This window comes from Janthinobacterium sp. GW460-12-1-14-LB5 (assembly GCF_059423585.1).
Window position 1 is genome coordinate 133536 of sequence record NZ_JBWKYD010000009.1, and the last position, 21318, is coordinate 154853.

Annotated in this window: 19 protein-coding genes; 12 read left to right on the top strand and 7 right to left on the bottom strand. The window is 62.3% G+C overall.

Going from position 1 to position 21318, the window contains the following annotated elements; all coding sequences use genetic code 11:
• Positions 1–5: 5 nt before the first annotated feature.
• The 3 genes from proW to AC07X6_RS11495 all read right to left on the bottom strand — a co-directional run bounded on the left by proW (position 6) and on the right by AC07X6_RS11495 (position 3208).
• Positions 6–1109: a glycine betaine/L-proline ABC transporter permease ProW gene (gene proW / locus AC07X6_RS11485; RefSeq protein ID WP_494791035.1), complete on the bottom strand. Its 1104-nt coding sequence runs from the start codon at positions 1107–1109 to the stop codon at positions 6–8.
• A complete protein-coding gene (proV, locus tag AC07X6_RS11490; RefSeq protein WP_086145175.1) occupies positions 1106–2338 on the bottom strand; it encodes a glycine betaine/L-proline ABC transporter ATP-binding protein ProV in 1233 nt (410 codons plus the stop codon). The genes proW and proV overlap by 4 nt, the downstream gene beginning before the upstream one ends.
• 585 nt (positions 2339–2923) lie before the next feature.
• Complete coding sequence (locus AC07X6_RS11495) at positions 2924–3208, bottom strand: polyhydroxyalkanoic acid system family protein (RefSeq protein WP_230538752.1); 285 nt, start codon at positions 3206–3208, stop codon at positions 2924–2926.
• Between the two features lie 198 nt (positions 3209–3406).
• On the opposite strand from AC07X6_RS11495, the gene AC07X6_RS11500 reads away from it, so the two are divergent.
• The 4 genes from AC07X6_RS11500 (at position 3407) to AC07X6_RS11515 (ending at position 7343) form a co-directional block, all read left to right on the top strand.
• Entirely contained in the window at positions 3407–4804 is a 1398-nt protein-coding gene (locus AC07X6_RS11500) for a hypothetical protein (RefSeq protein WP_494791036.1), read from the top strand.
• A 101-nt stretch (positions 4805–4905) separates the two neighbouring features.
• A complete protein-coding gene (locus AC07X6_RS11505; RefSeq protein WP_474294964.1) occupies positions 4906–5193 on the top strand; it encodes a protealysin inhibitor emfourin in 288 nt (95 codons plus the stop codon).
• Between the two features lie 332 nt (positions 5194–5525).
• Positions 5526–5849: a ferredoxin FdxA gene (fdxA, locus tag AC07X6_RS11510; RefSeq protein ID WP_010395176.1), complete on the top strand. Its 324-nt coding sequence runs from the start codon at positions 5526–5528 to the stop codon at positions 5847–5849.
• Positions 5850–6122: 273 nt separating this feature from the next.
• Positions 6123–7343 carry a polyhydroxyalkanoate depolymerase gene (locus AC07X6_RS11515; protein WP_230538755.1) on the top strand — a complete coding sequence of 407 codons (1221 nt, stop codon included), beginning with the start codon at positions 6123–6125 and terminating at the stop codon, positions 7341–7343.
• 67 nt (positions 7344–7410) lie between these two features.
• Here the strand turns inward: AC07X6_RS11515 and AC07X6_RS11520 are convergent, their stop codons facing one another.
• From AC07X6_RS11520 to AC07X6_RS11530, 3 genes are all read right to left on the bottom strand, one after another.
• Complete coding sequence (locus tag AC07X6_RS11520) at positions 7411–8088, bottom strand: DOPA 4,5-dioxygenase family protein (protein WP_494791037.1); 678 nt, start codon at positions 8086–8088, stop codon at positions 7411–7413.
• Between the two features lie 42 nt (positions 8089–8130).
• Positions 8131–10695 (bottom strand): TonB-dependent receptor plug domain-containing protein, encoded by a 2565-nt coding sequence (locus AC07X6_RS11525; protein ID WP_494791038.1) that lies wholly within the window; start codon positions 10693–10695, stop codon positions 8131–8133.
• A 126-nt stretch (positions 10696–10821) separates the two neighbouring features.
• A complete protein-coding gene (locus AC07X6_RS11530; RefSeq protein WP_494791039.1) occupies positions 10822–11562 on the bottom strand; it encodes a substrate-binding periplasmic protein in 741 nt (246 codons plus the stop codon).
• 85 nt (positions 11563–11647) lie between these two features.
• Here AC07X6_RS11530 and AC07X6_RS11535 point away from each other — a divergent pair, with 85 nt between their 5' ends.
• The 8 genes from AC07X6_RS11535 to AC07X6_RS11570 are packed head-to-tail and all read left to right on the top strand — an operon-like array spanning position 11648 to position 20142.
• Positions 11648–11914, top strand: coding sequence for a hypothetical protein (locus tag AC07X6_RS11535; protein ID WP_494791040.1), 267 nt, complete (start codon positions 11648–11650; stop codon positions 11912–11914).
• An 8-nt stretch (positions 11915–11922) separates the two neighbouring features.
• Positions 11923–12645, top strand: coding sequence for an electron transport complex subunit RsxB (rsxB, locus tag AC07X6_RS11540; RefSeq protein ID WP_494791041.1), 723 nt, complete (start codon positions 11923–11925; stop codon positions 12643–12645).
• Positions 12642–13289: an endonuclease III gene (gene nth / locus AC07X6_RS11545; RefSeq protein WP_230538761.1), complete on the top strand. Its 648-nt coding sequence runs from the start codon at positions 12642–12644 to the stop codon at positions 13287–13289. The genes rsxB and nth overlap by 4 nt, the downstream gene beginning before the upstream one ends.
• Before the next feature lie 27 nt (positions 13290–13316).
• Positions 13317–16175, top strand: coding sequence for an AMP-binding protein (locus AC07X6_RS11550; protein WP_494791042.1), 2859 nt, complete (start codon positions 13317–13319; stop codon positions 16173–16175).
• Between the two features lie 13 nt (positions 16176–16188).
• Entirely contained in the window at positions 16189–17982 is a 1794-nt protein-coding gene (locus AC07X6_RS11555; RefSeq protein WP_494791043.1) for an AMP-binding protein, read from the top strand.
• Position 17983: 1 nt separating this feature from the next.
• Entirely contained in the window at positions 17984–18871 is an 888-nt protein-coding gene (locus AC07X6_RS11560) for a hypothetical protein (protein WP_494791044.1), read from the top strand.
• Between the two features lies 1 nt (position 18872).
• Positions 18873–20000, top strand: a complete 1128-nt coding sequence (locus AC07X6_RS11565; protein ID WP_494791045.1) for an MBOAT family O-acyltransferase — start codon at positions 18873–18875, stop codon at positions 19998–20000.
• A gap of 1 nt (position 20001) precedes the next feature.
• Positions 20002–20142, top strand: a complete 141-nt coding sequence (locus tag AC07X6_RS11570) for a hypothetical protein (protein WP_175533213.1) — start codon at positions 20002–20004, stop codon at positions 20140–20142.
• 35 nt (positions 20143–20177) lie between these two features.
• Here the strand turns inward: AC07X6_RS11570 and proB are convergent, their stop codons facing one another.
• Entirely contained in the window at positions 20178–21296 is a 1119-nt protein-coding gene (gene proB, locus AC07X6_RS11575; RefSeq protein ID WP_494791046.1) for a glutamate 5-kinase, read from the bottom strand.
• Between the last annotated feature and the right edge of the window lie 22 nt (positions 21297–21318).

Consider the following 21318-nt stretch of genomic DNA (forward strand, 5'->3'; position numbering starts at 1 on the left):
TTCCTTTATTGTGCGTTGGCCAGCGTTGCTTGCTGTTCAACATTATTTTTGTCCGTGTTGCCGCGCACCAGGCGCAGAACGAAACCGGCAGGGCCCGTCTGGTACCAGTGGCGCACGCCACGGCGTGGCTGGCCCATCGCTTGCGTCAAGCGGTCGAGGGTGATGGCCAGCAGCACGATACCGAGGCCACCCACGGTTGCCAGGCCCATGTCCAGGCGGCCGATGCCGCGCAATACCATCTGGCCCAGGCCACCAACGGCGATCATCGAGGCGATCACGACCATCGACAGCGACAGCATCAGCGACTGGTTGATACCGGCCATGATGGACGGCATGGCCAGCGGAAACTGCACGCGGGTCAGCAGCTGCCACGGCGAGGCGCCGTAGGCACGGGCCGCTTCGATCAGGTCGGGACGCACCTGGCGGATGCCGAGGTTGGTCAGGCGCACCAGCGGCGGCAGGGCAAAGATGATCGTCACGATCACGCCCGGCGCATTACCGATACCAAACAACATCACCACGGGCACCAGGTAGACGAAGGCGGGCGTCGTCTGCATGGCGTCCAGCAGGGGGCGCAGGATATTCTGTGCGCGGTCGCTGCTGGCAAGGAAAATACCGAGCGGCAAGCCAATGGCCAGACAGAAGGCCAGCGACGTCAGCACCAGCGACAGGGTGGTCATGGCTTCCGGCCAGATGCCCAGCATCGACACGAGCAGCAGCGCCAGCACGGTGCCGATGGCCAGGGTGCGGCTGGTAAATTGCCACGCCAGCAAGCCGATGATGGCGATCACCGTCAGCGACGGGGCCGCCAGCAGCACGCCTTCCACGCCGGACAGCACGCTGTCGATCGGCGCGCGCACGGCCTGGAAGAAGGGGCGGAAATGCGCGACGACCCAGCCCAGGCCCTGGTTGATCCAGCTTTCCAGCGGCAGCGAGCCGTCGAAAATCTGCGTCAGGTGAAAACCGGTCGCGTGTTCCGGCTGCACGGCGGGCGCGGCGGCATCCAGCCACGCGGTGCTGGCGTCGGTCGGCGGCGTCAGCGCCCAGGGATTGATCTGGGCGGCCTGTTCAACAACAGGTTCTACTGTGGAAACGGTGCTTGGGTTCATGCTTGTCCTTTCTGTTGTTGTTCGGCAATGGCTGGCGTATCGCGGTCGAGGAACTTCAGCAAGGTTGTCTTGCTGATGGCGCCGCGGAAGCTGCCGTCATTGGCCACCACAGGGACGGCGTAAGGCAGTTGCGCCACCTGGCCGAACAGGCCGGCGACTGGCTCGTCTGCATTGATGGTCTGCACGTCGGGCAAATAGGCATGCGCCAGGCCCAGCGGACCGACATGGCCGTCGAGCGCACTGCGCAGCGAATCGGCCGAGACGACGCCGAGGAACTTGCGCTGCGGATTGACGACGTAGGCAAACGCGCGATCCTGCTCTTCCAGCATCGACAGCGCGGCGCGCGAACCGCGGCTCGGCGACTCGGACACGACGATCTGGCTCTTGCGGGCGATATCGCTGGCCTTGAAGACGGCCGCCGCATCGACGCCGCGCACGAAGTTGCGCACGTAATCGTTGGCCGGTTTGCGCAAAATCTCTTCCGGCGTGCCCACCTGCACCACGTGGCCATCTTTCATGATGGCAACACGGTCGCCGATGCGCATGGCTTCGTCGAGGTCATGCGAAATGAAGACGATGGTGCGGCGCTTGATTTGCTGCAAGCGCAGCAGTTCCGATTGCATTTCCGTACGGATAATCGGATCGAGCGCGGAAAACGCCTCATCCATCAGCAAAATCGATGGATCGCACGCCAGCGCACGGGCCAGGCCCACGCGCTGCTGCATGCCGCCCGACAATTCGTCGGGATAGCTGGCGCCGTAGCCGTCCAGGCCCACCTGCTCCAGCGCTTGCTGGGCCAGCGCATGGCGCTCGGCCTTGGGCATGCCGGCCAGCTCCATGCCGAAGGCGGTGTTGTCGAGCACGGTAATTTGCGGCAGCAGCGCGAACGACTGGAACACCATGCTGATGTCCTTGCGGCGCAGGGCGCGCAGCTGGGCGTCCGGCAAGGTATTGATGTCGTTGCCGTCGATCAGGATGCGGCCGGCGGTGGGCTCGATCAGGCGGTTCAGCATGCGCACCAGGGTCGACTTGCCCGAACCGGACAGGCCCATGATGACGAAGATCTCGCCCGCTTCAATGGTAAAGGTGGCGTCGAAGACGCCGATGGTGCAGTCTGTCTTGGCCAGAATGTCCTGCTTGCTGGCGCCCTGGCGGACGAGTTCAAGTGCTTCTTCTGGCTTGTCGCCGAACACTTTGAACACATGGTCGATAATGATTTGTTTTGCCACGATGTGGTTCTCCCTCGATTTGACGAATGGATTGAAACCCAGCAAGCCTGCTAGCTTGCGGCGGGAATCAGCAAACCCTGTTGCGTCGGCTACGCCACGGCGCCAAAATGCGCACGGGAGCGACAATAAACAGGGGGTGACACGCGTGTGACCAGCGGATGGCCTAAGCCGGTGCCGGGGTGCCGTGTGCGTGCTAAAAGAGGCTGTGGTTCAGGACTTTTAACAACGCTAGCGCCATGCAAATACATGGCACCAAATGTATTTGACCGAAAAAAAATCGACCAAGCTACTTTTAACTGGATGCGGGTGTAAAACCCGAAGAATTATTCACCACTCAGCGAGCGGAGAGTACTGCGAAGCAGAAGGTGAAACGCGGTGTAGCTGTTGTAAATATGACTCAAGTATAACGCAAAAAGACACAAAAGTCCAATAGCTTTCCAAATAGAAATGTGATAGCAATGTTCGCTAACGTACAGTCAGACGTAAAAAAGGCGAAAAGAGACGTGTTTTCATCGTCTTTTCGCCCATTGCTGCGGCACGCTTCCTAGCACCAAACGGGGCGCCAGACAAGCGCGTGAAACGCCATCAAGCTGACTCGGTAAACACCTTGCGCATCTTCTCGGCGATCTTGCCTTCGATCGTGGAAGCAAACGCGCTGAGCATGAAACCCAGCTTGATTTGCAGTTGCGCCTGCTCTTTTTCCAGGGTCAGCGAACCATCGACGCCGCTGCGCTCGAAACGCAGCACATCGCCATCCCAGGCGCACGCCAGGTCATATTCCTGGGCCAGCTTGTCGGCCACTTGCTGCGCCGCTTCGCGCGCCTTTACCGCTGTCAGCTTATGTTGCTGAACTATATTTATATCCGCCATCAAACGATCCTTTTATTAAAAACGGGGGCAATACGGCCAGCATCATACCAGCCGCCATGCGGCGGACACGGCCGCAGCCGGCGCCGGACGGCTAAAAAAGCCCGTCTTTCCCGCATGTCGTTTGCGTGCGATCAAACCGGACACGCCGCAGCGGGACGACTATTCCAGTTCCAGTTGCGAGTGTCTTGGAGAACCACCATGGACCAGAAAGTCATCGTGCCGGTCGAAGCCGTGCTGACCAAATGCGTGTCCCTGCCCGTCGGCTACGTCCCTACCCCCTCGGCGCCGTATCGCTTGCACCGCAAGAATGCGCAACTGACCTTGCAGCCGGGTCCGCCCCGCCTGACGGAGGCAACCGTGCGCAACCTGGCCGCCGTGCCCGTCGGCTCACGCGTGCTGATCTGGAAACAAGATCCGTCCGTCAGCGACCTGGGCACACGCAAGGCCTTCCTGCCCGGGCTGATCCTGCAAGGCCCGCGCGACGCGCGCATCACCTTTGGCGAACCGGGCATCGCGCAGGTCAGCCCGAATGCCTTCGGCGACTTCATCGTTTCGCCGAACACCGACCAGTTCGACGCCGTGCACACGTTTGCCATCGTGCGCATGACGCTCACCATGTACCAGCGCGCGCTGGCCAGCAATGACACGGCGCCGCCCCTGCCCTGGCAATGGAATAGCGCCAGCAATACGGCGCCCCTGCGCGTATTCCCGCACGGCTTGCCCAACGTCATGAACGCGTATTACAGCCGCAGCGACAAGGCGCTCAAGTTCGGCGACTTCATCCCCAGCGGCGCCACCGAGCGCGTCTACACCTGCCGCTCGCTCGATATCGTCTCGCATGAAACGGGGCACGCCGTGCTCGATGGCCTCAAGCCGAATTGGCTGCTCAGCAACAATCCGCCGCAAACGGGCGGCTTGCACGAGTCGTTCGGCGACCTGACGGCCATCTTCCTGGCCCTGTCGCAGCTGGACCAGGTGGAAGCGGTGATCGCGCAAACGAAATCCGACCTGCACGATAAAACCTTCCTGGCCGACCTGGCGGAGCAATTCGGCCTGGCGCTGGGCCGGCCGAACGGCTTGCGCAATGCCGACAACGACATCAAATTGTCGGAAGCAGGCACGGAAGTGCACGCCATCTCGCAAGTGTTTACGGGCGCCATCTACGACATCCTGGCCGACATCTTTGCCCACGAACGCCAGCCCCAGCTGGAAGACGACGCGGCCGTGCTGCACCGCTGCGGCGACTACCTGCGCAGCCTGGTCTTGCGCGCCCTGGTGGCATCGCCCGAGCAGGCCGCCACATATGCCGACGTGGCCGGCCACATGCTGACGATCGCCCAGGCCGACGGCAACGGCGCCTACCTCGATTTCATCCGCAACAGCTTTACCGTGCGCGAAGTGCTCAAGGCCAATGCCATGACGGACGATGGCCAGATGACGTTTGCCGCCGATGTCGTCGACAAAGACGACGCCGTGCAGGACAGGCGCGCCTGCTGCGGTACCATGAACCATGCGGAATACAGCGAGTCGGATCAATTGCTCGAAGCGGAGCGCGAAGCACTGGCCGCCTGGTGCCGCAGCTACGGTCCACGGTAAACAGGACAGCACAAGGCAGCGCACCAGCGCGCCCGCGTCAGGCCAGCCGCACCAGCGGCTGGCCATGGCGCGGCCCACCACCCACAACAGCAAGGAGCAGCATGAAAATTTCAGCCCGCAGCAGCGGCGGCTTTGCCGGCCTGAGCGAACAGTACGACATCGATACGCAAGCCCATCCGGCTGGCCCCCGCCTGGAAGCGGCATTGGCCAGCAGCGGCTTTTTCACGCAGCCGCCAGCCACGGTGGAACAGGTCGGCGCCGACATTCCCCACTGGCAGATCACCGTCGACGCGCCCAGCGCGCGCCGCACCATCACGTTTGCCGAGGATGGCAGTGCTGAAAATGCACGTTGGCAACAGTTGCTGACGCAAATACGTGCCAGCGCCTGATTTTTCTGGCATGTATTTGTAGCGCTCTTGACCTGAGTAAAACAAAAACACCACACGGTAAGCCAGCACGCCACCCGCCCCGCAACCTGCCGCGGCGGGCGACTGTCGCTTTCTTGCCGCGTTCTTCATGGCAACGTCCCGGATAGTCGCTGAAATGCCCGCTCTGCGCAGCAACGGCACTGTCAAAAAATGAATTTGCTTATATGTATTGTATATAAGCGGGATTTGTGAGAAATAGCGAATTGCCTTAAAATACAATGCTTTGCTTTAGTATGCGCCGCCGAGGTTCCTGCAGGCGCTACAGCACCTCCCCCCAAATTGATAGGACTGTTATGACCCACGTTGTCACCGAATCCTGCATCGCCTGTCGCTATACCGACTGCGTCGATGTCTGCCCGGTAGATTGTTTCCGGGAAGGCCCGAACTTCCTGGCAATCGATCCGGACGAATGTATTGACTGCGCCGTCTGCGTGGCAGAGTGCCCGGTGAACGCGATTTTCGCGGAAGAAGACGTGCCGGGCGACCAGCAAGCCTTCATCAAGATCAACGTCGATCTGGCCCGCAACTGGCCCTCGATCACCAAGACGAAGGCTGCCTTGCCGGAAGCCGAGCAATACAAGGACGTCAAGGACAAGCTCGACATGCTGGTGCGCTAAGCGCACGGCAGTTGCGGCGGCAGTTCCGGCGGAGACTCTTCCCCGCAGGGGCGTGGCGGCAAAAAAATGTACAAAAAGCAGCGGAAACGCTGCTTTTTTTGCTTTTATGGCATCGTTGCAGGTCTATCCACGCAAGTGTGGCGCGCTGTCACAGCAAAGCGCAAACTGTGGACCTGTGCGCGGTAAAGCACATTTTGTCCTCAACAAATATCGTAAAATTGGATTATGATATTTGAGCCGATATTGGCGCTTGGAATTAAACAAGGACTCTATATGCTTTACCAACTGCACGAACTGCAACGCTCTTTCCTCACTCCGGTGATGCAATGGGCAGACATGTCCTCCAAGTTATTTACCAACCCGGTTTCTCCACTGGCCCACACCCCGTTTTCGCAACGCATCGCAGCCGGCTACGAGCTGATGTACCGCCTTGGCAAAGACTACGAAAAACCGCAATTCGACATCAAATCCGTTCTCGTCCAAGGCGAGAGCGTCGACATCCGCGAACATGTTGTCGTGACAAAACCGTTTTGCCGCCTGATTCACTTCAAAAAAGAAACCACTGGCTTGCAACAGCCCAAAGTTTTGCTGGTTGCCCCCCTGTCCGGTCACCACTCGACCCTGCTGCGCGATACCGTGCGCGGCTTGCTGGCCGAGCACGATGTCTACATCACCGACTGGACGGACGCGCGCATGGTACCGCTGACGGAAGGCCCGTTCCACCTGGACGACTACATTTATTATGTGCAGGAATTCATCCGCCTGCTGGCGCCCGACCTGCATGTCATTTCCGTCTGTCAACCGACCGTGCCCGTGCTGGCGGCCATTTCGCTGATGGCGACGGCCAAAGATCCGCACATGCCGAAAACCATGACGATGATGGGCGGCCCGATCGACCCGCGCCGCTCGCCCACGCAAGTGAACAACCTGGCGACGGAAAAGAAATTCTCGTGGTTTGAAAACACCGTGATCTACGCGGTGCCGCCGAACTACCCGGGCTTTGGCCGCAAGGTGTATCCGGGCTTCCTGCAGCACGCCGGTTTCATCGCCATGAACCCGGGCCGCCACGCCCAAAGCCACCGCGAGTTCTACATGCACCTGGTGACGGGCGACGACGAACCGGCGGAAGGCCACCGCCAGTTCTACAACGAGTACAACGCCGTGCTGGACATGCCGGCCGAGTACTACCTGGAAACGATCAAGACCGTGTTCCAGGAATTCAGCCTGCCGAAGGGCACGTGGAAAGTGGGCGGCCAGCTGGTGCGCCCGCAAGACATCACGAACGTGGCGCTGTTCACCGTGGAAGGCGAACTGGACGACATTTCCGGCGCCGGCCAGACGCAGGCAGCGCATGACTTGTGTTCCGGCATCCCTGCCGAGATGCAGCAAGATTTCGTGGCGCCAAAATGTGGCCATTACGGCATCTTCTCGGGCCGCCGCTGGCGCGAGATCATTTGCCCGAAAATCGGCGAATTCATTCAGAAGCACGGCTAATACACGCAATCTCCATCGAAACGCCACGCCAGTTCATACTGGCGTGGCGTTTTCTTTTATGCCCGGCTCACGCGCGCTCGATTTTCACCGTCGGGCGCGTATTGACAAAGATTTGCTCGACCCTCGGCTCGCCCGGCCCCGGCTTCTTCATCGCATAGCCATTCACGGGCTGCGAGCGGTTCACCCACAGCGCGTAATACAGGTGGTCGGCGCGCGGATCTTCCGTATTCGGGTGGATCAATATCGTCAGGCCCAGGCTGTTGAGCTGCAGCCACGGCACGATCACCGATATCAGGTCATTGGTAAAGCCAAAGTAAAACGACGGCGTCACGTGCGGGCCGCGCGGCTCCAGGTTCCAGTCGCCCAGCTCGATCTGGAAGCGTTCGGCCGCCCACTTGCGTATCAGCGCCGCCTTCTGGTAACTGTCTTCGTCAAAATAGATATGCGCGTGATAACTCTCGATATCCGTATAGGCGCGCGGCTTGCCCGGCAAGGCTTCCTCGCCGGGCCGCACGCTGACGGGGCGCGGCGTAGGCGCCGTGTCCGTATGCTCGCCCCACGGACTCTTGCCGGATCCTGGCTTCACCCGTTTCACGGCGCCATCCTGCGCCAGCGCCGTCCCCGCCAGCCCCGAGGCGGCCAGCGCCGCCACCAGGCCGCCGCCGCGCAAGACCGTGCGGCGCTGCGGAGAAAGGAGATTGGCCCATTCCAGGTCGATGGCCGCGTGTTGATTTTTGTCAGACATAGGAGTTCCTGTTCTTGATGATCGGTAGAGGGATGCGGCAAATCAGAATGACAGTGTTGCGCGGGCGTAGTAATAGCCGCCCAGCACGCCCAATGGCCCCGAGTTGTCGTAAGCCCCCGTGTACTGCGCCAGATTCGCGGCGCTGCGCGCCTCGCGCGGCACCTGGTTCGGTTTCTGGTCGAAGACATTGTTGGCGCCCACCGTCACGTTGAGGCGCTTGCTGATGTCGTAGCCGATGCTGACATCCGTCACAAAGGCGGCTTTCAGCTGGTAATCGCCGCCCGTGATCGCGTTCAGGCGCTTGAGCTTGCCGTAGCGCGTCTCGCGTACATTGAATGCCCAACCGGCTTTTTCATACGCCAGGGTGAGGATTTCCTTGTCGCGCGGCGCGCGGTACAGCAAGTCGTACTCGGCCGATTTGCTCAGGGTGCCGATGTTCGGCAAGCCTTGCAGCACGGCGGGAAGTTCCGCCTTGCCCACCAGGCTCGTATGGTTGAGATTCGCCGCCGCCGTCCAGCGCAGCTTGCCGTCGGCCACGCGCAGCACATCTTCCGCCGTGAAATCGATGCCGCGCGTGCGCGTGTCGCCCACGTTGGCAAAATAATGCGCGACAAGGCCATTGCCGACCGTCAAGCCCGCCGAACGCAGCAGGTTTTCAATCACGCCCGCTTGCGCCGCCGTCAGCGGCCGGCCGCTGCCGTCGAGCGCCACGCCCGAGCTGCGGTCGATGCCGATGTTCGACGACACACCGAGGCGGTCGCTGACCTTGATTTGATACGCGTCAACGGCCAGGCGCAGGGTCCGCGTAGGATTGAAGGTCAGCCCGGCCGACAGATTCGTCGATTTTTCCGGTTTTAATGCTTGCGCGCCCAAGGCTCGCGCCGCAAGCGAATTGGGCTGCGCCAGGGTGTAGGGCACGCCCGCATGGTCGGACGTGTTCGAATACGATTGCGTCACCAGGCTCGGTGCATGGAAGCCATTGCTGACGGTGCCGCGCACGGCGACAGCGGGTGTGACGTCATAGCGGGCCGACAAACGCCCCGTCGTCTTGCTGCCGAAATCGGAATATTTTTCGGCACGCAAGGCCGTATCGAGCAGCAACTGCGGCGTCAGTTTGGCGCCCAGACCGATATACGCCGCGTAGCTGTGGCGCGCCGTGTCGGACGCATCGACGGGCAGGTAGCCCGCCAGCGCCGACGAACCGCTGCCCTGCCAGGAAGCAGGCTCGCCCGGGCTGCGTTGCTGCGTTTCATGCGAATACTCGAGGCCGACGCTGAGGTCGGCCGGTTCGCTCAAGCCAAGCGGCACGGGACGGCGCAGGTCGGCGTTGGTGGTCGAACGGCTATAGCGCTGCTTGCCGATATCAAAATCCGTCTTGCCGCCCGGATAAGTCAGCGAGTAGTTGGCCGAGTGCTCCACGCCCACGTTGATATCGTCGCGGCCATATGTCGTGCTCAGGTCCCAAGACCAGCCCGCCGTCTCGCCCTTGATGCCGCCCGTCAAGGAAAAGTCGTTTTCGCTCGTCGTTTCATATGGCGTGAAGCCGTCGGGATACACGGCCAGCAAGCCCTTGTTGTTATTGAAAATGGTATTGGGCAGACGGAAATTCTGCGCCGAGCGGGCATTGCGGTGCGCATACGTGCCGAAGCCGTACAGTTGCACCTCGTTCGACACGTCATAGCCGACGTTGGCGCTGAGCGAGGCGGTCGTGCTTTGCGGCACACCCGTATTGCGCCAGGGATTGCTGTTGCGCGTCGCTTCGGCCGGGTTAGGCGAAGCGCCGGCCGGCAAGCTGTTGTTCGGCCCCAATTTGACCAGCTGGCCATCGCTGTTGCGCACGGCCGGATACGACAGATAGCCGGGATTCAAGCCGAAGTTACGCACGGCAATGCCCTGGCGCTGGACTTCGGCGCCGAAGTGGGCAAAGCCGTGCTCGCCCAGGCGCGTGCCGCCGTCGATGCGCGCGGAACCGTTGGTGCCGTCGCCGTCGTAGGTGGAACCGAGCTGTGTGCTGAAGCTGCCCTTGTCATCCGCTTTCAGGATGATGTTGATGACGCCGGCGATGGCGTCGGAACCGTAGATGGCGGAGGCGCCGTCGCGCAGGATTTCCACGCGGGCAATGGCCCCCGTGGGGATCAGGGCCAGGTCGGTGGCGACGGAACCGGGAAAACCATCCTCATTGACGATGGCCGTCGTATGCCGGCGCTTGCCGTTGACCAGCACCAAGGTATGCGATGGGTCGAGGTTGCGCAGCTGGCCCGCGCGCACGATGCTGCCCAGGTCGGGCTGTACGCGGGCCGGTAAGTTAAACGATGGCAAGGCCGTATCGAGCGCATCGAGCAGGTTCAATTTGCCCGTGGCCTGCAATTGCTGCGCGCTGATCACGTCGATCGGCGCGGCGCTATTGGCCACCGTGCGGCCCGTGCCGCGCGCGCCCGTGACGATGACGGCGTCCAGCGGCGCGCCGGCGAGCGTGCCAGCGCCGTCCGCCGCCGCTTGCGCATGGGCCGCGCTGGGCGCGCCCAGCACGAGCACGGCCAGCGAGACGGCGTGCGCCAGTTGCCGCAAGCGTGGTGCGGGGGAATGCTTGTGAATCAGTTCCAGCATACGAAAACATCCTTTCAAAGTCGTCAACACAGTGGCTGCAGACTAAAGGATGGACAAACAAACAAGAACGAATGGTTTCGTATTTAGATATTTCGTTTTGGCAACTAACAACAGTGCCGCGGGACGTCAGGGAAGGGACGGGGCACTAGCCAGGCTCTGGTCGAGCCGCTTCCAGTAATCGCGTTCCAGCCTGGCCGTATCGATTTCACGGGCCGCTTCGTTGAAGCGTTTTTGCTGCGCCGCGCCGTCTGCCGTGCGCTGGAAGCACACGTGCACGGGGCGCTCCTTGAAGACGGTATCGATGATGGCGATGCGTTCCCGCTCGGCCTTGCTGAAGTTGCGCCCCATCAGCAAGTGCTGCAGGACATGGCGCTCGATGACGATAACGCGGTAGCGCTTGATGAACAGTTTTTTCAGATTCGTCGCGTCGTTCAAGCCCTCTTCCGTCTTCAGCTCGCCGCGCGCCACCATGCCATCGAACTGTTCTCCATTCGAATAGCCGGCCACGGTGCCGATGCGCAACTGGCCCAGTTCCGCCAGGGTGGCGCCAGGCACGCCATCTTCCTTCAGATATGCGAGCACGCCTTGCGTATTGCCAACCGGAACAGAAAAGTGGCAGAGTTTTTCCCGTTCGGGCGTGCGCCAGACGGCCAGAAAACCGGCATAGCGGGGACTGGCCAGGCCAAACTGCATGGCGCGCTTCCAGGGAAAATACTCATATTTGACCGTATAGCCGAGACGCTCGAAGACGGCGCTGACCATCGCGCCCGACATGCCGTCGGCCGGCAGGCTGCGGGAAATGAAGGGCGGCCAGTCTTCCGCCGCGAAGCGGACGATGCGCGAGCTGGCAGCGCCCGGCGCCGCCATGGAAGATACTGCCTGCCCGTGCGCAAGGGCAAGCGCAGAGTGCATAAAGAAACAGAAGGGCAAACCAACTGTCCGGAGGAAACGCATGTTTTGCTCCTATGGCCTGGCGCGCATGGCAATGCAGGCGCGGCAACAGGACTGGCGGTCGGCTTTTTTTGATCACTGGCTTGATAAAAATCATGCTCCCATAAAAAAAGGAATTTTCAAAGTTGTTTATTTGCACTTTGACATTCCCGGGAGAAATAAAATACGATTGCGGCGCGCCCGCAACAGCCCGCTATGCCCCTCTCGCAACACAGGTTTTTACTTGTATGCGGGCCAGATGGCCGATAATGACGTTTTAGCGTATTGAAGACGACCGTGCCGCATCCCGTTCCTCCCTCACTTGCCGACCAGATCGAAGACTTGCTGCCGCAAACGCAGTGCACCAAATGCGGCTACAACGGCTGCCGCCCGTATGCGGAAGCGATTGCCGCAGGCAGCGCCGACATCAACCAGTGCCCACCGGGCGGCGCGCAGGGCATCGTGCGCCTGGCCGGCTTGCTGGGCAAAAAAGTCATTCCGCTCAATCCCGTCAACGGCCTCGAACGTCCGCGATCTGTCGCCTACATCGACGAATCGCTGTGTATCGGCTGCACCCTGTGCATCCAGGCCTGTCCCGTCGACGCCATCGTCGGCGCCGCCAAACAGATGCATACGGTGGTGACCAGCCTGTGCACGGGCTGCGACCTGTGCGTGGCGCCCTGCCCCGTCGACTGCATCGTCATGTACCCGGTCAGCGGCGACGCCACGGGCTGGGATGCCTGGAGCCAGGCGGAAGCGGACGACGCGCGCGCGCGCCACGATTTCCGCACGCAGCGCCTGCGCCGCGAAAGCGAGGAAAACGAGGCGCGCCTGGCCGCCAAGGCCGTCGCCAAGATGCGCGAAGTGACGCAGGAAGTGCCCGTCACACCCGACGAACAGGCGGAAAAGGAGCGCAAGCGCGCCATCATCGCCGCCGCCATGGAGCGCGCGCGCGCCAAGGCCGCCGCCAGCGCCCAGACCGAACCGCCCGCCCCCAACGCCCCGAAAAAAGACGCATGAACGCCGCCAAACGCCTGGAAATCTTTACGCGCTTTCGCGCCGCCAACCCGTCCCCGAAAACGGAACTCGAATACACGACGCCGTTCGAGCTGCTGATCGCCGTGCTGCTGTCGGCGCAGGCAACGGACGTGTCCGTCAACAAGGCGACCCGTTTGCTGTATCCGGTCGCCAATACCCCGGCCAAGATGCTGGCCCTGGGCGTGGACGAGCTGGCCAGCTACATCCGCACCATCGGCCTGTTCCGCACCAAGGCGAAGAACGTGATCGCCACCTGCCAGATCCTGCTCGATCAGCACGGCGGCGAAGTGCCGCGCGACCGCGCCTCGCTGGAAGCCTTGCCCGGCGTGGGCCGCAAGACGGCCAACGTGGTCATGAACACGGCGTTCGGCGAACCGACGATGGCGGTCGACACGCATATCTTCCGCGTCTCGAACCGCACGGGCATCGCGCCAGGCAAGAATGTCGATATCGTCGAGCAAAAACTGCTGAAATTCATCCCCAAGGAATTCCTGCACGACGCCCACCACTGGCTCATCTTGCACGGGCGCTACACCTGCACGGCGCGCAAGCCGCAATGCTGGAATTGCATGATCGCCGACCTGTGCGACTACAAGGACAAGTCGCCGATGCCGGCCGTCGTCTGACAACCCACTTTCACGAACGACGACACCATGTTGCAAACGACGCTAGACATCCTGAGTTGCCCCGCCTGCCGGCAGCCCCTGCACGGCGACACGCCAGCTGGGACGTCGGCACATGTCATGGAAGCAATATTAAGCTGTCCGGCGTGCGCGATCGAGATTCCCGTCGTGCAAGGCTTTGCGCTATTTACGGAAGCGCGGCAAGGCTGCGATAAGCAAATGCTGTCGGCGCTGCGTGCCCAGTTGACGCCCAGCGCCGAATATCTGTCCTTCATGCATCGCCGCCATGTGCGCCGCATTCCCGACCGCTACGCCGCCTTTCAGCCCTTCAATGAATCCACGCGTGCCTTTTATCCCTTGCTGGACCTGGCCAGAGAGCAACTGCAAGCTGGCGACCTCATCCTCGACACCTGGGGCCGCACGGGCTGGAGTGGCGAAATGCTGGCAGCGGCATTTCCCCAGCAGCATGTTATTTCTGTATGGGAAGGCAATTTCGATGTGCTCGGTTACATGGGATACGCGCACTGGCTGCCTGCGGGGCAACGCGCACCCAACCATGACATCATTTTCTTGCCACCGGGCAGTCCCATGCCTTTTCTCGACGGCACGTTCGCACTGATTCACGGTCTCGATTCGCTGCATCGCTATGCGCCGCTGACCTTTGCCGGCGAGATGCTGCGCATCGCCCGCAGCAATGCACCGGTCATCTTCCCGCACGTACACATGGCCAATAGCCAGCCCGTGCCGTACTTCGAGCGCGGCGGCAACATCGTTCATGGCCGACGCTATCAGCAGCGTTTTGATGCAGCGCAAGCACGCGGCGACCGCAAGACGCTGGTGATGTCGGAAGTGACCCTGTTCGACGCCAGCGGACCGCTGCATGGCGAACCGGACACGGCGCACTACAACGGCCTGGTGGCGCTGGTGCCGCCCGCATGGGAAGGGGCGCCGCTGCGCCCGGCCGATCTCGACGTCGCCGTGCCCGCATCGCGCGCCGTCGTCAATGCCCTGCTGCGGTTCGACGGCCTGAATGGCTGCGCCATCCCCGATGCGAACGCACTGGGCGGCTTGATGGACGACTTGCTGCTGCGCCACCCATGCTATGCGGAACGTCTGGCACACCTGGGCCCGCAAAAGCTGAGTGCGGAGCAGTTGCAGATCCTGTTCCAGCTAGGCCAGCTGCGTACGCTGGAGCAAGTGGCGCAGCGTCTGCAGCTGCCAGTGGAATACGTTTGCCAGCAGGCCAGGAACATGGTCGATATGGAACTGCTGCAGACGGCTCCCATCAGCGGCGCCATGGCCCGTTTGCAGTCCTACTACGCCAGCCAGATCGTGCGTCCGCTGCCCCAGGAAGAAACCTTCGAATATCTGTGGGAATTGCTGCCGACCCTGTACCAGCAGCGCCCGCTATTGCTGTGTGGCATGGACGACAGCGCGTTTGGCTGGGCGGAAGTCGAGTTGCTCGTGCCGGCCTTGCAACGGGGTCTGCTGGCGATGGGTATCCGGGCAGGCGACCGCATCGTCATGGTGTGCGCGCAACATCCTGAAGCCATGCTGCTCAGCTGGGCCAGCTGGCGCATCGGCGCTGTCGTGGTTCCCCTGCGCAAGGAACTCGCGGACACGCCCGCCTTGCTGCAGCCTTTGCTTGAACGCATTGAACCCGCCTTGCTGGTGCTGGATCATCCCCGTCACGGCGCCGCTGCCCTGGCAACATGCCCGGCACTGCTGCTCGACGCTATCGGCCAGGAAACGGCAGCGATCTTGCCGCCCGACTGTGCGCTGCCCGAACTGTCAACCTTGCTGGAAGACTGGATGGACCTGCCATCGACGCCAGCCCTATCCGGACATGCCGTCCATCCCGACGATCCTGCCGTGATTTTGTTTACCTCAGGCAGCACCGGCACGCCCAAGGGCGTCGTGCACAGCCAGCGTTCGCTGCTGCAAAGCGGCCAGCTAGCGGCCACGGAATTTGGCTGGCACGACGGAGACGTCCTGCTGTCGCTGGGCGACTGCCACACCATGAGCGGCTTGCGCAATCCCATGGTCGCCGCCCTGTTTGCCGGCGCCAGCGTGTACCTGGCCGACGAAAGCGAACGAGGCAATGTCGGCAAGACCTTGCAGGCGGCCCAGCGCCATGGCGTGAGCGTGCTGGCGACAGGCCCCGCCTGGCTGGCCATGCTGCAGCGGCTGCCGGAGCACCTGACTCTGCACCCGGCCGGTTTGCGGCAAATCATCTCCACGGGCGCGCCCCTGCCATCGGCGCTGCACACGGCCTTGTGCGAGCGCATGGGGCTCGCCATCATCGATTATTACGGACTGACGGAAACGGGCGGCCTGTGCATGCTGTTCCAGCATGCTCCTGACGCCGCGCAGGCTTGCGGCCGCCCCGCCGGCGCCGTGGTGCAAATCTGCGATGGCGATGGCCAGCCGCTGGGGCCGGGGCAGGCAGGGGAACTGCGCGTGCACAGCAACCAGCTGATGAGCGCCTACTGGGGGGATCCGGCGCAAACGGCAGCCATCGCCCGCGACGGCTGGATCTACACGGGCGATATCGCCAGCCACGATGGCCTGGGCAACATCACCCTGCTGGGCCGGCACGACGATCAGCTCAAGAACGAATATGGCGACATCGTCCATCCTGCCCCGCTTGAACACGCCATGTGCAGCTATCCGCGGGTACGGCACGCGGCCGTCACCGCCGGGCCGCAGGGCTTGATCGGCCTGCTGGTGGTCGATGATGGCTTCGAATTGCCCGCTTTTGTCGCCTTTTGCCGTCAACACGCGCACATCGAAGCCTTCCCCCGCGAATTGCGCCTACAGGCAGCCTTGCCTTACACGGCAGCAGGAAAACTCGACCGCCGCGCGCTGGCTCATTCAATCGCACCATAACCAACCACATACCATGTTTCAGACTCGCCCCACGCCTGCGAATACGCCCTTCCTGATCGGCCCCAAGTCTTTGTCGCATGCCGACCTGGAAGCACAACTGCTGCAAGTGGCGGCCAAACTGACCGCAAACGACCTGCAAAACAAGCGCGTGCTGCTGATGGTGCGCGACGATCTGGCATTTGCCCCTATGCTGCTCGGCTGCATGCGCGCCGGCGCAATTCCCCTGCTGCTCGATCCAGGCACCGCCGTGCGGCAAGTCAAGGATCTGTTGCAACATACCCATATCGATGGCGTCATTGCCGATGCGGACATCATCGACCTGTGGCGCACCGAGCATGTACCGTTGCCAGCGCAGCAGATCCGCGTCGGCACCGTCCAGGCCAAGGGAGCGCTGCTGAGCAAATTACTGGGAAGACGAGCGCCCGCCGACCTGGACAACTGGCCCGGCCTGCTGGCAGCGCCGGCACCGGCGCCCTTGCCGCCTGCACGGCAGGATGGTCCCGCCTATGTCGTGTTCACCTCCGGCAGCACGGCACGGCCAAAAGGCGTGGAAATGCACTGGCCCGCGCTGCTCGCCCACCTGCATACCATCGGCGAACACTACGCACTGACGCCCGCCTCCCGCGTGCTGAACTTGATGCCGCTGTCGCACGCCGATGGCCTGGTGCAAGGCGTGCTCTTGGCTTACCAACGGGGCTGTACCCTGGTGCGTCCTGCCCCATTCAGCATCGTGGCCATCGAAGCCATCCTGATTGCCATCTACCGCGAACAGGTGAGCCATTTGATCGCCGCGCCGACGGCGCTGGCCCTGCTCCAGCAATATGGCGCCCACCTGGCGGAAAATTTCGACAATGGTCATTTCCGCTTTGCCATTTCCTGCAGTGCGCCCCTGAGCACAGCCACCTGGACCAGCTTCAGCCAGTGTTTCAATGTAAAACTCATCAATACCTATGGCTTGAGCGAAACGGGGGCTTGCGGCCTGTATGCGGGACCGGATGCGGCCAGCCACAAGATCGGCAGCGTGGGGGTGCCGCGCGACATGCTGGCCAAAATCGTGCGCGACGATGGCAGCGCGGCCGGCTGTGATGAAGCAGGAGAACTGTGCCTGCAAGGCGCCAACCTGATGCATGGCTACCTTGACAATCCGCAAGCCACCGCCGCCGTGTTGCGCGACGGCTGGCTGCATACGGGCGACCTGGCGCGGCGCGACAGCGATGGCGTGTACTGGATCACGGGGCGCCTCAAGGATGTGATCATTTGCGGCGGCTACAATCTGTCGCCGGCAGCCATCAATGGCGTGCTGATGCAGCATCCGGCCGTGCTGGAAGCGGCCACCGTCGCCTTGCCCGACCCGACCTGGGGCGACATCCCCGTCGCCTGCGTCGTATTACGCCCCGGCATGGAAGCGGACCAGCAGCAACTGCTGCAGCATTGCGCCCAGCACCTGGGAACTCATGAATTGCCTAAACGCATCAGTTTTACGGGCCAGTTGCCGCGCACGCCGTCCGGCAAGGTCATCACAGCGCAGTTGCAGCACGCGCTCTCGCAAAGTCCGGTGGAGGCCAGCGCACACGGCAATCAACAGGAAGACATCTTCGCGCTGGCAACGGAACTCTTCAACCTCCCGGCGGGCGTCCTGACGGGTGACTCAGGTCCCGCGAATACGCCAGGCTGGGATTCGCTGGCGCATATCAACTTCGTGATCGGCCTGGAAACCCTGTTCAAGGTACGCCTGAGTCCATCGGACGTGGTGCACATGGAAACGATGGACGCCACCGTACAACTGATCAAACGGCTGACGCGCTGAGATGGCAAGCGCACCTCCTCTGCGCATCTGGCTGTACAGCGCGGTGCTGATGGCAGGCGTGCTCGCGCTGCTGGCGCTATTGCGCTGGGCGCCGTGGCGCGAGCCGGACTACGCCATTGCCAATCATACACGCCAGTTTCTCTCCGCACCGCCGTCCGGTGGCAAGGTACGCGTGCTGGGCCTGGGTTCGTCCCTGCTATGGGCCGCCACGCCGCCTGCGCTGGCACCGATAGCGCTGCCTGGCATCGACTGGATGCGCATGACCAAACCCGGCCCAGGCATCGGCTACCTGGAACCCAGCCTGGACATCATTGACCGCAATCCCCCTGACATTCTGGTCATAGACGAAAACATTCTATTGCCCGAGCAAGACAACTTGATCATGGATCAACTGCGACAAGATTTCATCCTGGAAAGCAAGGGACTGGCCTTCCGGCTTGCCGGGGACGTACGCGTGGCACCGCCACAGGTCTATGCCGCACTTGTTGACCAACGCGAAGTTTTTGCGTGCGCCGCCGTCCCGGCCTATATTCGGCGGCGCGAAACGCTCAAAAATGCTGCCAATATACAACTCGTTTTTAACAACCGGGCCGTCAACCCGCAACTGACCAGGCGCCTGCAACGTCTGGCGCAACGTGGCGTACGTATCGTGCTGCTTGAGCTGAGACGCGCCGAATTGGTGGAACAAATAATCGCGCCAGAAAAACAACGCTGGCTGTCGCGATTACGTCAAGCACTGCCACCAGGCCCCAATATTCATTACCTCACATCCCCACATTACGCGCAGCAAGACCTGCATTGCGATGGCAGCCACATGAACGCAGCTGGCGCACGTCTGTTTGCGCCCTGGTGGGCCACGCAATTACAGCAGTTGCGGGACGGGCGCTGACATGGTCTGGCTGACAACCTTCGGCATGCTGTGCATGTCTGTGCTGGTCGCGCTCTACTGGCGCCTGCCACCCGCATGGCGGACCTGGCTGCTGGCGCTGGGCGGTGCCATCTTGCTGGCGCATGATGGCTGGAGCAGCGTGGCGGCCTGGAGCGCCTTGCTGGCCTGGCTGGCCTTCATTTGCGGCCCGCAGTGGCGCCGCCCGGCCATGATGCAGACCCTGGGGCTGGCCGGTGTGCTGCTCGCCTTTATCGCTTACCAGTATGCAAAAGCCAGCCAGGGCCTGGCCGCATATCTGGGTTACGCTTTTGTTTCGCTGAAAGCCTGGCACCTGATCGCCGAGCATGGCGGCAACGTCGCCCGCGATGGCCGCGCCGCCACGACTCTGGGCTATCTGCTATTTCCACCAACCCTGGCCGTCGGTCCGGTCCAGCGTTACGACGCCTTCCGCATGGAATTGCTGCGCGCCCGCTGGGACAAGCAACTCGCCTCGCAAGCCTTGCAGCGCATGCTGTATGGCTACTGCAAGGTGATATTACTGGCCGGATATTTGATCAACTACAAACTCCACGGCCTGGAGCTACCCACAGGCAACGCCTGGTTCGATGCCTACCTGCCGCTGGTGGGCTATGGCTTGAACCTGTACTGGCAATTCTCGGGCTATTGCGATATCGCCATCGGCTTTGCCGCTCTGCTGGGCATGCGCGTACCGGAAAACTTCCATTTTCCCTTTGCAGCCCGCAACCTGCCCGATTTCTGGCGCCGCTGGCACATCACGGTGTCGGAATGGTGCCGCGATTTCGTCTTCCGGCCCATCCTCTCAAGCACGCGGCAATACCTGTTTGCCAGCCTGGGCAGCATGATCGTGCTGGGCCTGTGGCATGAATTGTCGCCGCGCTACCTGGCCTGGGGCCTGTTCCACGGCGCCGGCCTGGCCATCGTCTACCTGTGGGGCAAGCACATGCCATGGGCGGAGCAATTGCGCCGCTACGCCCTCTGGCGTGTTTTCAGCTGGTTCTTGACCTTGCAATTTGTCATACTCAGCTTCGCGCTGACGTCGACCAGCGACTTGCAGGCGGCCTGGTCCTGCCTGGCGGTCCTGTTTGCACCACTGTTACCCGGGAGTTAAGGTGTACCAATTTCTCTTGCGCTACCTGCCCGCACCGCTCGTGCACGGCCTCTTCACGCTATGGTATGGGGGATTGCTGCTGCTGCTGTGGCTAAAATGGCCGCTGGCCTTGGGCGTGGGCTTTCGTTATGGACAACTGTAAGCGGGGACCGATGCAGGCATCGGCCCCGTTGCCGCCTACAGCAAGACCATATTATCGCGGTGAATCAGCTCATGGCCTTCCATGTAGCCGAGGATGGACTCGATCTCGGTGGACGGCTTGCGCATGATGCGGCGCGCTTCGCCGCTCGTGTAGTTCGACAGGCCGCGCGCCACGGGCACACCATCCACGTCGACGCAGGTGATGACGGCGCCGCGGCCAAATTCCCCGTTCACGCCCGTCACGCCGATCGGCAGCAGTGACTTGCCTTCCTGGCGCAGCTTTTGCACGGCGCCCGCGTCGAGCACGACGGCGCCGGCCGTGTGCAGATGATCGGCCATCCACTGCTTACGTGCCGTCAATTGGCCCGTTTGTGCCCGCAACTCCGTGCCGATCGCTTCGCCCTGCGCGAGGCGGCTGAGCACGTCGCTGTCGCGGCCCCAGGCGATGATCGTGTGCGCGCCGGACTTGGCGGCGCGCTTGGCGGCGAGGATTTTCGTCAGCATGCCGCCACGCCCCAGGCTGGAGCCGGCGCCGCCCGCCATCGCTTCCAGGGCCGGATCGCCGGCGATGCCTTGCGTGATCAGGTAGGCGTTCGGGTCCTTGCGCGGGTCGGCCGAGAACAGGCCGTGCTGATCCGTCAGGATGACCAGCGCATCGGCCTCGATCAGGTTGGCCACCAGGGCACCCAGGGTGTCGTTGTCGCCGAACTTGATTTCATCGGTGACGACCGTGTCGTTTTCATTGATGATCGGCACCACGCCCAGGCGCAGCAGGGTCGTCAGGGTGGAGCGGGCATTCAGGTAGCGTTCGCGGTCGGCCAGGTCGGCGTGCGTGAGCAGCACCTGCGCCGTGCCGAGGCTGTGGGCGCGGAAGCTGCTTTCATAGATTTGCGCCAGACCCATCTGGCCGACGGCGGCGCACGCCTGCAATTCGTGGATATCGGTGGGGCGCTGCTCGAAACCGAGGCGCAGCATGCCTTCGGCGATGGCGCCGGAGCTCACCAGCACCACTTCCTTGCCCAGGGCGCGCAAGCCGGAAATCTGCGCGGCCCAGCGGGCGATGGCGGCATGGTCGAGCCCGCGGCCATCGTTGGTGACCAGCGAGGAGCCGACTTTGATGATGATGCGGGTAGCTTTTTGAATCACGGAATTCATGGGGCGGCGCTCTTCACTTAAT

Bases quoted from the DNA above. Each gene is read 5' to 3' on its own strand.
- AC07X6_RS11535 (WP_494791040.1), top strand. From the start codon at position 11,648: ATGTTTTGCTCCTATGGCCTGGCGCGCATGGCAATGCAGGCGCGGCAA.
- AC07X6_RS11515 (WP_230538755.1), top strand. From the start codon at position 6,123: ATGCTTTACCAACTGCACGAACTGCAACGCTCTTTCCTCACTCCGGTG.
- AC07X6_RS11520 (WP_494791037.1), bottom strand. From the start codon at position 8,088: ATGTCTGACAAAAATCAACACGCGGCCATCGACCTGGAATGGGCCAAT.
- AC07X6_RS11530 (WP_494791039.1), bottom strand. From the start codon at position 11,562: ATGGCGGCGCCGGGCGCTGCCAGCTCGCGCATCGTCCGCTTCGCGGCG.
- proW (WP_494791035.1), bottom strand. From the start codon at position 1,109: ATGAACCCAAGCACCGTTTCCACAGTAGAACCTGTTGTTGAACAGGCC.
- AC07X6_RS11495 (WP_230538752.1), bottom strand. From the start codon at position 3,208: ATGGCGGATATAAATATAGTTCAGCAACATAAGCTGACAGCGGTAAAG.
- AC07X6_RS11565 (WP_494791045.1), top strand. From the start codon at position 18,873: ATGGTCTGGCTGACAACCTTCGGCATGCTGTGCATGTCTGTGCTGGTC.
- AC07X6_RS11555 (WP_494791043.1), top strand. From the start codon at position 16,189: ATGTTTCAGACTCGCCCCACGCCTGCGAATACGCCCTTCCTGATCGGC.
- proB (WP_494791046.1), bottom strand. From the start codon at position 21,296: ATGAATTCCGTGATTCAAAAAGCTACCCGCATCATCATCAAAGTCGGC.
- AC07X6_RS11560 (WP_494791044.1), top strand. From the start codon at position 17,984: ATGGCAAGCGCACCTCCTCTGCGCATCTGGCTGTACAGCGCGGTGCTG.
- AC07X6_RS11505 (WP_474294964.1), top strand. From the start codon at position 4,906: ATGAAAATTTCAGCCCGCAGCAGCGGCGGCTTTGCCGGCCTGAGCGAA.
- fdxA (WP_010395176.1), top strand. From the start codon at position 5,526: ATGACCCACGTTGTCACCGAATCCTGCATCGCCTGTCGCTATACCGAC.
- AC07X6_RS11500 (WP_494791036.1), top strand. From the start codon at position 3,407: ATGGACCAGAAAGTCATCGTGCCGGTCGAAGCCGTGCTGACCAAATGC.
- AC07X6_RS11550 (WP_494791042.1), top strand. From the start codon at position 13,317: ATGTTGCAAACGACGCTAGACATCCTGAGTTGCCCCGCCTGCCGGCAG.
- AC07X6_RS11525 (WP_494791038.1), bottom strand. From the start codon at position 10,695: ATGCTGGAACTGATTCACAAGCATTCCCCCGCACCACGCTTGCGGCAA.
- nth (WP_230538761.1), top strand. From the start codon at position 12,642: ATGAACGCCGCCAAACGCCTGGAAATCTTTACGCGCTTTCGCGCCGCC.